We start from the raw sequence: 12,024 nt of genomic DNA on the forward strand, positions 1-12,024 counted from the left end.
ACGCCCGCCCAGACCGGGTCAGCGCGCGTCGCGCTCCTGGGCGCGCAGCGCGCGCGCCACCGAGTCGCGGTTCTCCAGCACCAGGCGCCGCAGGGCCGGCGGGGCGTCCTGCGCCTCGGCCAGCCAGCGGTCGGTGCGCTCCAGCAGCTCGCCGTCGGCCAGCACCAGCGGGTACAGGCCGGTGACGACCTGCTGCGCCATCTCGTTGGTCCGCTGCTCCCACACGGTGCGCAGCGCGGCGAAGTACGGCTCGACGAACGGCCGCAGCAGGTCGCGCTCGCGCACCCGGCCGAACCCGGCGATCACCGAGGCCTGCACGGCGTTGGGCAGGGTGCCGCGCTCGACGACCTCCTCCCACGCGGTGCGCTTGGCCGCCGGGGTCGGCAGGGCCGCGCGCGCCGCGGCCGCCGCGCGCTGCCCGGTCGCGGTGGCGTCGCGCCGCAGCTCGGCCTCCACCGCCGTGTCGTCGGCCGCGCCGCCCGCCACCAGCGACGTCAGCAGCGCCCAGCGCATGTCCGCGTCGACCTCCAGGCCCTCGATGACCGAGGTCCCCTCGTACAGGCCGCGCACCACCGCCAGGTGCTCCTCGCCGCGCGCGAAGGAGGCGAACGCGCGGGCGAACTGCAGCTGGGTGTCGCTGCCGGGCGCGGCCGCGCGCAGCATCTCCAGCAGGGCAGCCGCGGTGCGGTCCTTGACGTCCTCGCGGCGCGCGGGGGCGGTGTACAGCTCGACGGTCGTGGTCAGCTGCCGCAGCAGCACCAGGGCGACGGTGGAGTCGGCGCGCGCCGCGTCACCGGGCAGCAGCGTGCCGAGCAGCAGGTCGACGTAGTCGCCCGCGGCCAGCTCGCCGTCGCGCGTCATGTCCCACAGCGCCGCCGCCACCAGCGAGCGCGGCAGCGACTCGGTGAAGGCGTCCAGGTGCTCCAGGGCCGTCGCCAGCGACACGTCGTCCAGCCGGATCTTGGCGTAGGCGAGGTCGTCGTCGTTGACCAGCAGCAGCGCGGGGCGCGGCCGGCCCACCAGCTCGGGCACCTCGGTGCTCTCCCCGGCGGCGTCCAGCTCGATGCGGGCGGTGCGCCGCAGCTCGCCGTCGACGAGGTCGTAGCAGCCGACGGCGAGCCGGTGCGAGCGCAGGTGCGGGTGCTCGGCGGGCGCCTCCTGGCGCAGCACCGCGGAGGTGATCGTGCCGTCGGCGTCCGTCTCGAGCACGGGCCGCAGGGTGGCGACGCCCGCGGTCTCCAGCCACTCGCGCGACCAGGCGCCCAGGTCGCGGCCGGAGGTGGTCTCCAGCTCGCGCAGCAGGTCCACCAGCTCGGTGTTGCCCCACTCGTGGCGGCGGAAGTAGGCGCGCACGCCGGCGAGGAACTCCTCCCGGCCCACGTAGGCGACGAGCTGCTTGAGGACGCTGGCGCCCTTGGCGTAGGTGATGCCGTCGAAGTTCACCTCGACGTCCTCGAGGTCGTTGATCTCGGCGACGATCGGGTGGGTGGTCGGCAGCTGGTCCTGGCGGTAGGCCCAGGACTTCTCCAGGGAGTTGAAGGTCGTCCAGGCGCCCGTCCACTCGGTGGCCTCGGCGGCGGCCAGGGTGCTGGCGAACTCGGCGAAGGACTCGTTCAGCCACAGGTCGTTCCACCAGCGCATGGTCACCAGGTCGCCGAACCACATGTGCGCCAGCTCGTGCAGCACCGTCACGACGCGGCGCTCCACGGTCGCCCGCGGCACCCGGGAGCGGAAGACGTAGCTCTCCACGAACGTGACCGCGCCGGCGTTCTCCATGGCCCCGGCGTTGAACTCGGGCACGAAGACCTGGTCGTACTTGGCGAACGGGTAGGGCCGCTCGAACTCGCGCTCGAAGAACTCGAAGCCGGCCTTCGTCGCGGCCACGACGTTGTGCGCGTCGAGGTGCTCCACGAGCGACTTTCGGCAGTACACGCCCAGCGGGATCGTCCGGCCGTCGGCGGAGACCAGGGAGTCCTCGGAGCCCTCGTACGGGCCGGCGATGATCGCGGTGACGTAGCTGGACAGGCGCGGGGTGGGCTCGAAGCGCCACCGCCTGCCGCGCTCGACCTCGTCGGTGCCGGCCACGGGCGCCCCGGAGATCACGCGCCAGTGCGCCGGCGCGGTCACCGTGAAGGTGAAGGCGGCCTTGAGGTCGGGCTGCTCGAAGACGGCGAACACCCGGCGGGAGTCGGCCACCTCGAACTGCGTGTACAGGTACACCTCGTCGTCGACGGGGTCGACGAAGCGGTGCAGGCCCTCACCGGTGTTCATGTACCGGCAGTCCGCCACCACGCGCAGCTCGTTCTCCTCGGCCAGGCCGTCGAGCTGCACGCGCACGCCGTCGCTGACGGCCGCCGCGTCCAGCGGCCGGCCGTTGAGGGTGACCTCGTGCACCGCGGTGCTGATCAGGTCGATGAACGTGGACGCGCCCTCGCGCGAGCGGAAGCGGGCGGTCGTCACCGAGCGGAACACCTCCGGACCCGTCGTCAGGTCCAGCTCCACGTCGTAGGTGTCGACCTGCACGAGCTCCGCGCGGGCGCGGGCCTCCTCGCGCGTCAGGTTCTCGCCGGGCACGTCCACGTCCTTCCGGTCCACCGGGTGCGCTGGGAGGCGGCCCCTCGTCCAGCCGCGCGCCACTCTGCCACGACCGGCCGACACCGCGACCGGCGGTTTCCTCCCCGCCCGCCGCGCCGTGGCCGCCTGCCGGTGCGCGGGGCAGGATGGCGCCATGACGACGACCCCCGCGAAGGACAGCGCCGACTTCTGGTTCGACCCGCTGTGCCCCTGGGCCTGGATGACCTCGCGCTGGATGCTCGAGGTGGAGAAGGTCCGCGACGTCACCGTCCGCTGGCACGTGATGAGCCTGTCGGTGCTCAACGAGGGCCGGGACCTGCCGCCGGAGTACCGCGACCTGATGGACCGCGGGTGGGGGCCGGTGCGCGTGGTCACCGCCGCCCGGGCGCTGCACGGCGAGGAGGTGGTCCTGCCGCTCTACACCGCCATGGGCACCCGCATCCACCCCGGTGGGAACAAGGACTTCGACGAGGTGATCGCCCAGTCCCTGGACGAGGTGGGTCTGCCCGCCGACCTGGCGAGCGCCGCGCGCACCGACACCTACGACGCGCAGCTGCGCGCCTCGCACACCGAGGGCATCTCCCTGGTCGGGGAGGACGTCGGCACCCCCGTCGTCGCCTTCGAGGGCACCGCCTTCTTCGGGCCCGTGGTCACCCCCGCCCCCAAGGGCGAGGACGCGGGCAGGCTCTGGGACGGTTGCCTGCTCGTGGCGCGCACGCCCGGCTTCTTCGAGCTCAAGCGCACCCGCACGCAGGGCCCCGTCTTCGACTGAGGCGACCGGCCCGCCGGGTCCCGCCGGCTCGCGGGGACCCGGCGGGACCGCCCCGGGCGGGCCTGCCAAGCTGTCGCCATGCGCGTCCACATCGGCACCGACCACGCCGGCTTCGAGCTCAAGCAGCACCTCGTGGCGCACCTGCGCGAGCAGGGCCACGACGTCGTCGACCACGGCGCGGCCGAGTACGACGCCGTCGACGACTACCCGCCCTTCGTGCTGGCCGCCGCGGCCGCCGTGGCCGCCGAGCCGGGCAGCCTGGGCGTCGTGATCGGCGGCTCGGGCAACGGCGAGCAGATCGCCGCGAACGCCGTGCCCGGCATCCGCTGCGCCCTGGCCTGGTCCGTGCAGACCGCGCAGCTGGCCCGCGAGCACAACGACGCGCAGTGCGTGGGCGTGGGCGCGCGCATGCACACCCTCGAGGAGGCCACCGCGATCGTCGACGCCTTCCTGGCCACCCCGTTCTCCGGCGACCCCCGCCACCAGCGCCGCATCGACATGCTCACCGAGTACGCGCGCACCGGCGAGCTGCCGCCGCTGCCGCACGCCTGACCCGGGCACCGCGGTGCCCGAGGGCAACGTCGTCCACCGCCACGCGCGCGTCCTGGGCGAGCGCTTCGGCGGCCGGCGGCTGACCGTCAGCAGCCCGCAGGGACGCTTCGCCGAGGGCGCTGCGCTGCTCGACGGGCGGGTCCTGCGCGGCGCCGACGCGCACGGCAAGCACCTGCTCCTCGACACCGGCGACGACACCGGCGACGACACCGGCGACGACACCGGCGACGGCACCGGGGCCGACGCCGGGGCCGAGCGGGTGCTGCACGTGCACCTGGGCCTGTACGGGACGTGGACGCTGGGCGAGGGGGAGCCGCCCGAGCCGCGCGGCGCGGTGCGCGCCCGCCTGGTCGCCGAGAGCGGCTGGGCGGACCTGCGCGGGCCGAACGCCTGCACGGTGCTCACCGCCGCGGAGGTCGCGCAGCTGCACGCGCGACTGGGCGCGGACCCGCTGCGCGCGGACGCCGACCCCGACGCCGCCTTCGCGGTGGTGCAGCGCTCCCGCGTCGCGGTGGGTGCCCTGCTCATGCAGCAGGAGGTCGTCGCGGGCCTCGGGGCCATCTACCGCGCGGAGCTGCTGTTCCGCGCCGGGGTGGACCCGTACCGGCCGGGCCGGGAGCTGGGGCGCGAGGCGTGGGACGCGCTGTGGGCCGACGCGGTGCACCTGCTGGGGACGGACGTGCGCACCGGGCGCATCGTCACCACCCGCCCGGCGCACCGCTCGGACCCGCGCGGTGCGCCGTCGGAGGAGGACCGCTTCTACGTCTACCGGCGCGGGGGGCAGCCGTGCCGGGTGTGCGGCACCCCGGTGCGGCACGCGCAGATGGTCGCCCGGCACCTGTTCTGGTGCCCCACCTGCCAGCCGGCCTGACCCTCCCTCACCGACCGCCGGTGGCCCCGGCGGCGACCTCGGCGGCCAGCTCGGCGCCCAGCCCGCGCGCCAGGTCCTCCAGCAGCGGCCCGGCGTGCGCCAGGCAGCGCGTCGTGTCCGGCTCCACGTCGGTCAGGGCGCGGGCGTCCACGAACCCGGCGGCGCGCCAGCGCTCCTCGGGCAGCGCCCGCCGGCCGCTGACGACGACGACCGGTGCCCCCAGCTGCGCCGCGGCCCGCGCCACGCCCACGGGCGTCTTGCCGCCCAGCGACTGCTCGTCGAAGCTGCCCTCCCCGGTGACGACGAGGTCGGCGCCCGCGGCACGCTGCGGCCAGCCCACCAGCTCCAGGACGACCTCGACACCGGGCCGGCGCCGGGCGCCGAGCAGGCCGAGCGCCACCAGGCCGGTGCCGCCGGCGGCCCCCGCCCCGGGCGCCTCGCGCGCGTCCGGGGCGCCGGCGGCCGCCAGCGCGTCGGCGAGGCGGGTCAGGCCCGCGTCCAGCGCGGCCACCTGAGCCGGGTCGGCGCCCTTCTGCGGGCCGAAGACCGCCGCCGCCCCGCGCGGGCCCAGCAGCGGGTTGTCCACGTCGGCGGCCAGCGTCCAGCGCACCTGCCGCACCCGCGGGTCCAGGCCCTCCAGGTCCACGCGCTCCAGGCGGTTCAGCGCCCCGCCGCCGTCGGGCAGCTCCCGCCCGTCGGCGTCGAGCAGCCGCGCCCCCAGGGCGGCCAGCAGCCCGGCCCCGCCGTCCGTGCAGGCGCTGCCGCCGACCGCCAGCACGACCTCGCGGGCGCCGTCGTCCAGGGCGGCGCGCACCAGGTCGCCGGTGCCGCGGGAGGTCGCGGCCAGCGGGGCGCGCACGCCGCCGGGCAGCCGGTCCAGCCCCGACGCCTGGGCCAGCTCCACCAGGGCCGCCGCTCCGTCCTCCCGGCGGGCCCAGGTCGCCGCCACGGGCTCGCCCGTGGGCCCGGCCACCGTGGTGGTGACCGCGCGCCAGCCGGCGGCGACCGCGGCGTCCACCGTGCCCTCGCCCCCGTCGGCGACCGGCACCTCGCTGACCCGCAGGTCCGCCGCGGCCCGGGCCGCGCCGAAGCCCGCGCGCAGCCCCGCGGCCACGCGCGCGCACACCTCGGCGGAGGTCAGGGACCCCTTGAACTTGTCGGGGGCGACGACGACGTGCAGGGGCAGCGACACCGGTGTCCGCGCGATCACGGCGCCAGCCTGCCAGGTGCGCGTGCGCCGCGGGGGCCGGGTGCGCACGATGTCGCCCGTGGCGAGCGGGAGGCTGACGGCCGGTGACGTGGCGTGCTGGGTGCTGAAGACGGCCGCCGACGTGGCCGGCCTGGCGGGTGCGCCGGCGGGGCGCGCGGTGGGGGAGGCGGTGGAGCTGGCCCGCTGCGTGCACCCGACGTACCGCCTCGGGCTGGTGCGCGCGGGGGCGCCGGTGCTGCTGTGGCGCAGCGGCCGCGACGCCGGCGTCCGGGCGGTGGGGGAGGTGCTGGCCGCGCCCGCCGACGGCGCGGTGCGCGTGGCGCTGCGGCCGCTGGCCGAGCCGGTGCCGCGCGCGGACCTGCTGGCCGACGCCCGCTTCCGCTCGGCGGAGGTGGTGCGGGTCCCCGTGGGCGCCAACCCGTCCTTCCTGACGCCGGAGCAGCTGGCGGCCGTGGTCGAGCGTCTCGCCCCGGCCGCCGGCTGGCCGCCGCCCCGGCGCCCGCGGTGGGCGTGATCGCGTTCCGGCGCGCCGCTCGCGCCCGGGTGTGCCACGTTGGAGGCAGTCCCGAGCGAGGAGAGTGCCGTGCGCGTCGCGCTGATGTCCCTGTCCGTCGCCGGTCTGGTCGCGCTGGCCGGGTGCAGCACGCAGACCACCGAGAGCACCACCGAGGAGACCGAGGTGGTCAACGAGGAGGACCTCGGCCCCGCCGAGGAGGAGGTCGAGGAGGTCACCGACGAGGCGCCGCCCGTGGGTGACGCCGCCGTCGAGGAGGAGGTCGTCGTGGACTCCTGCCTGGTCGTCGACGGGCGGGTCGTCGCGGGCCTGACCGTCAACAACGGCGAGGTGGACCCGCGCAGCTACGTCATCACCGTCGCGGTCGCCGGCCCGGACGGGCAGCCGCTGACCGAGGTGGAGGCGACGGCGGACGACGTGCGCTCCGGGCAGGTGGTCGAGGTCCAGGCGGTGGGCGACGTCGCCGACCCGCCCGCGGAGGTGACGTGCGAGCTCGCCGACGTCAACCGGTTCTGAGCGCGGACGCGAAGAGCCGCCGCCCGGAGGGGCGGCGGCTCTTCGCGCGTGCGGAGCGGGCGACGGGAATCGAACCCGCGTAGCTAGTTTGGAAGACTAGGGCTCTACCATTGAGCTACGCCCGCGCGACCGCTCCACGCGCCCCCGGAAGGGGCGTGCGCCGCGGTCGGTGCCCAGCTTAACGGGTCCGCAGCGGTAGCCTGTCGCGGTACCCGCCGTGCGCGGCGGGTCGCGGGGTGTGGCGCAGCTTGGTAGCGCGTCCGCTTTGGGAGCGGAAGGCCCCCGGTTCGAATCCGGGTACCCCGACGGCCACCGCCCGGTGGTCCGCGGCCGACGTGCCGCGGCGCTCGGGCGGGACGACGCCCCGGCGCGGACGGCTAGGCTTCCGCGGTGCGCCGGGGCACCCCGGTGCACCGCACGCCTGACCACGACCTCCGCACCGCGCGGAGAGACCCCAGGAGAACCCCGCTGTGAAGAGCGACGTCGAGACCCTCAACCCGACCCGGGTGAAGCTGACCGTCGAGGTCGGCTACGACGAGCTGAAGCCGAGCCTCGACGCCGCCTACAAGTCGATCGCGGGCCAGGTGCAGGTGCCGGGCTTCCGCCGGGGCAAGGTGCCCCCGCGCGTGATCGACCAGCGCTTCGGCCGCGCCGCGGTGCTGGAGGAGGCCGTCAACGACGCGCTGCCGAAGTTCTACCAGCGCGCGGTGGAGGAGAAGGAGCTGCGCCCGCTGGGCCAGCCCACCGTCGACGTCTCCCAGGCGCCGGACCCCAGGACCGGCGGCGACCTGCGCTTCTCGGTCGAGGTGGACGTCCGCCCGAGCCTGGAGTTGCCGGTCCTGGAGGACCTCGAGGTGTCGGTGGACGACCTGTCCATCTCCGACGAGGACGTCGACGCGCGGCTGACGTCGCTGCGCGAGCGCTTCGGCACCCTGACCGGCGTGGACCGCCCGGCCGCCGACGGCGACTTCGTCTCGCTGGACCTGCGCGCCGAGATCGCCGGCGAGGAGATCGAGACCGCCAAGGGCATCTCGTACCAGGTCGGCCAGGGCAACATGATCGTCGGCCTGGACGACGCCGTGACGGGCCTGTCCGCCGAGGGCAGCACCACCTTCACCGCCCCCCTGGCCGGTGGTGACCGCAAGGGCGAGGACGCCGAGATCACCGTGACGGTGCAGTCCGTCAAGGAGCGCGTCCTGCCCGAGGCCGACGACGACTTCGCGCAGCTGGCCAGCGAGTTCGACACCCTGGAGGAGCTGCGCGCCGACCTGCGCACCCAGGTCGAGCAGTCCAAGAAGTTCGAGCAGGGCCTGCAGGCGCGCGACCGCGTCCTGGAGAAGCTGCTGGAGCTGGTCGAGGTGCCGGTGCCCGAGTCGCTCGTCGAGGCGGAGATCCACTCCCACCTCGAGCGCGAGGGCCGCCTGGAGGACGCCGAGCACCGCGCGGAGATCGACGAGAGCACGCGCGCCGCGCTGCGCAGCCAGCTGCTCCTCGACGCCCTCGCCGAGCGCGAGGAGATCGGCGTGGAGCAGCAGGAGCTGCTGGAGTACCTGATCGGTCAGGCCCAGCAGTACGGCATGGAGCCCAACCAGTTCGTGCAGATGGTCGACCAGTCCGGGCAGGTCCCCGCGATGGTCAACGAGGTGCGCCGCCGCAAGGCCCTGGCGGTGGCGATGGAGAAGGCCACCGTCAAGGACGCCTCGGGCAACGTGGTGGACCTCGAGGAGCTCGTGGGCGGTCCCGAGGACGACGAGGAGGCTCCCGCGGGCGCCCCCGAGGGCGTTCCCGCGGAGGCCGTCGAGCAGCGCGCGGACGGTGCCGAGGACGCGGCGGACGCGCCGGAGACCGGTGAGACGGTCGACCCCGTGGGTGACGACGCGCAGGCCGCGGCCGACGCGGCCGCGACCGGGCAGCCGCAGGACGCCGAGGACCAGGACAGGGCCTGACCCCCGGCCGCACCGGCGCCGGCCCCCGGGGCCGGCGCCGGTGCGCCCACAGCGAAAAGGCCCCGGCCCCGACATGCCCCCGACGGCCTGCGCGTTAGGGTCGATCGAGATCGGCGGGACCCTCCGCCGGCCCCCGTCCGCGGGGGTGGTCGACGCCAGGAGAGGGCCAGGGAACAGCGTGAGCGAGATCTTGAGCGCACCGGGACTGGTGACGCCGCAGCACGCCCGCACGCCGGGCACGCCGGGGATGGGCCTCGACGACAACGTCTACCAGCGGCTCCTGCAGCAGCGGATCATCTGGCTGGGCTCGGAGGTCCGCGACGAGATGGCCAACGCCATCTGCGCGCAGCTGCTGCTGCTGGCGGCCGAGGACCCGGACGCCGACATCTACATGTACATCAACTCGCCCGGCGGCTCGGTCTCCGCGGGCATGTCGATCTACGACACGATGCAGTACATCAAGCCGGACGTGGCGACCATCGCCACCGGTCTGGCGGCCTCGATGGGCCAGTTCCTGCTGTGCGCCGGTGCCGCGGGCAAGCGCTCCGCGCTGCCCCACGCCAAGATCATGATGCACCAGCCCCTGGGTGGCCTGGGCGGCTCCGCGAGCGACATCAAGATCCTCGCCGAGCAGATCATCATGACGAAGAAGCAGATGGCCGAGCTCATCGCGCAGCACAGCGGTCAGAGCTACGAGACCATCACCCGCGACTCCGACCGGGACCGCTGGTTCACGGCGGAGGAGGCCCAGGAGTACGGCCTGATCGACCACGTCGTGGGCCGCTCCAGCGAGGTCTCCGGCGGTGGGGGCACCGGTGCGTGAGCCCGGGGGCCGGCCCCCGCTGCACCTCCCGCCGCACCTGACCGCCCAGATGGGAGACCGCCCGATGGACCAGCACAGCCGCCTGAACCCCGCGTACGCGCCGTCGGCGCGCTACGTGCTGCCGCAGTTCGAGGAGCGCACGTCCTACGGGATGAAGCGCTCGGACCCGTACACCAAGCTCTTCGAGGACCGCATCATCTTCCTCGGCGTGCAGGTGGACGACGCCTCGGCGGACGACATCATCGCCCAGCTGATCGTCCTGGAGTCCCAGGACACCGAGCGCGACATCATCATGTACATCAACTCGCCCGGTGGGTCCTTCACGGCCCTGACGGCGATCTACGACACGATGCAGTACATCCGCCCGGACATCCAGACGTACTGCATGGGCCAGGCCGCCTCCGCGGCGGCCGTCCTGCTGGCGGCGGGCACCCCCGGCAAGCGCTTCGCGCTGCCGAACGCCCGCATCCTCATCCACCAGCCGGCGATGTCCGGCGGCGGCTACGGGCAGGCCTCCGACCTGGAGATCCAGGCGAACGAGATCCTGCGCATGCGCACCTGGCTGGAGGAGACGCTGGCGGCGCACTCGGGCCGCACCGCCGAGCAGGTCGGCGCGGACATCGAGCGCGACAAGTTCCTCTCGGCGCAGGAGGCGGTCGAGTACGGCCTGATCGACGAGGTGCTGGTCAGCCGCAAGGCGTCCGCGGTCACCCGTTAGGCAGCAGCGCACCGAGCGTCCCGGGGGGCCGGTCTGGCACCGTGTCCCCCGGGGGCGTGTAATGAGTCCGCGGCGCGCACCCGGCGGGTAGCGTGGACGAGTCGTGACGGTGCCGGGGACCCGGCTCCCGCGGGGTCCGCGGACCCGTCGAGCAGGACGAGGAGAGGAATCCGTCGGTGGCACGCATCGGTGACGGTGGCGATCTGCTGAAGTGCTCCTTCTGCGGAAAGAGCCAGAAGCAGGTCAAGAAGCTCATCGCCGGCCCCGGCGTCTACATCTGCGACGAGTGCATCGACCTCTGCAACGAGATCATCGAGGAGGAGCTCGCCGAGGCCAACGACCTGGGCCTGGTGGAGCTGCCCAAGCCGCGGGAGATCTTCGAGTTCCTCGACCAGTACGTCATCGGCCAGTCCTCGGCCAAGAAGTCGCTGGCGGTGGCCGTCTACAACCACTACAAGCGCATCCAGGTCGGGGAGCCGGCCGCGAAGGGCCGCGACGAGGCCGTCGAGATCTCCAAGTCGAACATCCTGCTGATCGGCCCCACGGGCTGCGGCAAGACGTACCTGGCGCAGACGCTGGCCAAGATGCTCAACGTCCCCTTCGCCATCGCCGACGCCACGGCCCTGACCGAGGCCGGCTACGTGGGCGAGGACGTCGAGAACATCCTCCTGAAGCTCATCCAGGCCGCCGACTACGACGTCAAGAAGGCCGAGACGGGCATCATCTACATCGACGAGGTCGACAAGATCGCCCGCAAGTCGGAGAACCCCTCGATCACGCGGGACGTCTCCGGCGAGGGCGTTCAGCAGGCGCTGCTGAAGATCCTCGAGGGCACCACCGCGAGCGTGCCGCCGCAGGGCGGCCGCAAGCACCCGCACCAGGAGTTCATCCAGATCGACACCACGAACGTGCTGTTCATCGTGGGGGGCGCCTTCGCGGGGCTGGACCGCATCATCGAGTCCCGGGCGGGCAAGCAGGGCCTCGGCTTCGGTGCGCAGCTGCGGCCCACGGGGACGGCCAAGCCGGAGCCGACGTTCGGTGACGTCATGCCCGAGGACCTCATGAAGTTCGGGCTCATCCCCGAGTTCATCGGTCGCCTGCCCGTCATCACGTCGGTGGAGAACCTCGACCGGGACGCGCTGGTGCGCATCCTCACCGAGCCGCGCAACGCCCTGGCCAAGCAGTACCAGCGGATGTTCGAGCTGGACGGCGTGGAGCTGGAGTTCACCCCCGACGCGCTGGAGGCGGTGGCCGACCAGGCCATCCTGCGCGGCACCGGTGCCCGCGGGTTGCGCGCGATCCTCGAGGAGGTGCTGCTGCCGGTGATGTTCGACGTGCCCAGCCGCGACGACATCGCCCGCGTGGTGGTGACCCGCGAGGTGGTCCTGAAGAACGTCAACCCCACGCTGGTGCCGCGGGAGGCGCCGGCGCGCAAGGGCAGCCGGGAGCGTCGCGAGAAGTCGGCCTGAGGTCCGCGGCCGGGTGCCGCCGGACCGGCGAAGGGCCCCGTCCCCGTGCTGATCAGCAC

11 protein-coding genes and 2 tRNA genes are annotated in these 12,024 nt (G+C 74.3%); 10 read left to right on the forward strand and 3 right to left on the reverse strand.

Annotation, left to right across the window (positions count from 1 at the left end):
- Positions 1–18: 18 nt before the first annotated feature.
- Positions 19–2,574 carry an aminopeptidase N gene (pepN, locus tag V9U69_RS00945; protein ID WP_337059413.1) on the reverse strand — a complete coding sequence of 852 codons (2,556 nt, stop codon included), beginning with the start codon at positions 2,572–2,574 and terminating at the stop codon, positions 19–21.
- Positions 2,575–2,728: 154 nt separating this feature from the next.
- On the opposite strand from pepN, the gene V9U69_RS00950 reads away from it, so the two are divergent.
- The 3 genes from V9U69_RS00950 to V9U69_RS00960 all read left to right on the forward strand — a co-directional run bounded on the left by V9U69_RS00950 (position 2,729) and on the right by V9U69_RS00960 (position 4,769).
- Entirely contained in the window at positions 2,729–3,346 is a 618-nt protein-coding gene (locus V9U69_RS00950; protein ID WP_337059414.1) for a mycothiol-dependent nitroreductase Rv2466c family protein, read from the forward strand.
- Between the two features lie 78 nt (positions 3,347–3,424).
- On the forward strand, positions 3,425–3,898 hold the full coding sequence (locus tag V9U69_RS00955) for a ribose-5-phosphate isomerase (protein WP_337059415.1): 474 nt from the start codon (positions 3,425–3,427) through the stop codon (positions 3,896–3,898).
- 13 nt (positions 3,899–3,911) lie between these two features.
- Entirely contained in the window at positions 3,912–4,769 is an 858-nt protein-coding gene (locus V9U69_RS00960; RefSeq protein ID WP_337059416.1) for an Fpg/Nei family DNA glycosylase, read from the forward strand.
- 7 nt (positions 4,770–4,776) lie between these two features.
- Here the strand turns inward: V9U69_RS00960 and V9U69_RS00965 are convergent, their stop codons facing one another.
- A complete protein-coding gene (locus V9U69_RS00965; RefSeq protein WP_337059417.1) occupies positions 4,777–5,979 on the reverse strand; it encodes a glycerate kinase in 1,203 nt (400 codons plus the stop codon).
- A gap of 58 nt (positions 5,980–6,037) precedes the next feature.
- On the opposite strand from V9U69_RS00965, the gene V9U69_RS00970 reads away from it, so the two are divergent.
- Both V9U69_RS00970 and V9U69_RS00975 read left to right on the forward strand, forming a co-directional pair.
- Complete coding sequence (locus V9U69_RS00970) at positions 6,038–6,493, forward strand: hypothetical protein (RefSeq protein WP_337059418.1); 456 nt, start codon at positions 6,038–6,040, stop codon at positions 6,491–6,493.
- A gap of 69 nt (positions 6,494–6,562) precedes the next feature.
- Positions 6,563–7,009 carry a hypothetical protein gene (locus V9U69_RS00975; protein ID WP_337059419.1) on the forward strand — a complete coding sequence of 149 codons (447 nt, stop codon included), beginning with the start codon at positions 6,563–6,565 and terminating at the stop codon, positions 7,007–7,009.
- A gap of 54 nt (positions 7,010–7,063) precedes the next feature.
- On the opposite strand, the gene V9U69_RS00980 is transcribed toward V9U69_RS00975, so the two are convergent.
- Positions 7,064–7,134, reverse strand: a tRNA-Gly gene (locus V9U69_RS00980).
- A gap of 107 nt (positions 7,135–7,241) precedes the next feature.
- Between V9U69_RS00980 and V9U69_RS00985 the strand changes: the two genes are divergently transcribed.
- The 5 genes from V9U69_RS00985 to clpX all read left to right on the forward strand — a co-directional run bounded on the left by V9U69_RS00985 (position 7,242) and on the right by clpX (position 11,965).
- Positions 7,242–7,315: transfer RNA gene (locus V9U69_RS00985), tRNA-Pro, on the forward strand.
- Between the two features lie 164 nt (positions 7,316–7,479).
- The gene (gene tig / locus V9U69_RS00990) at positions 7,480–8,955 is read left to right on the forward strand and encodes a trigger factor (protein WP_337059420.1); all 1,476 of its coding nucleotides are present in this window, start codon (positions 7,480–7,482) and stop codon (positions 8,953–8,955) included.
- 247 nt (positions 8,956–9,202) lie between these two features.
- Positions 9,203–9,778 carry an ATP-dependent Clp protease proteolytic subunit gene (locus tag V9U69_RS00995; RefSeq protein ID WP_242129496.1) on the forward strand — a complete coding sequence of 192 codons (576 nt, stop codon included), beginning with the start codon at positions 9,203–9,205 and terminating at the stop codon, positions 9,776–9,778.
- Positions 9,779–9,842: 64 nt separating this feature from the next.
- Positions 9,843–10,496, forward strand: coding sequence for an ATP-dependent Clp protease proteolytic subunit (locus V9U69_RS01000; RefSeq protein WP_337059421.1), 654 nt, complete (start codon positions 9,843–9,845; stop codon positions 10,494–10,496).
- A gap of 176 nt (positions 10,497–10,672) precedes the next feature.
- Positions 10,673–11,965, forward strand: a complete 1,293-nt coding sequence (gene clpX / locus V9U69_RS01005) for an ATP-dependent Clp protease ATP-binding subunit ClpX (protein ID WP_337059422.1) — start codon at positions 10,673–10,675, stop codon at positions 11,963–11,965.
- Positions 11,966–12,024 lie beyond the last annotated feature (59 nt).

This window comes from Kineococcus sp. G2 (genome assembly GCF_037154035.1).
Lineage (GTDB): Bacteria > Actinomycetota > Actinomycetes > Actinomycetales > Kineococcaceae > Kineococcus.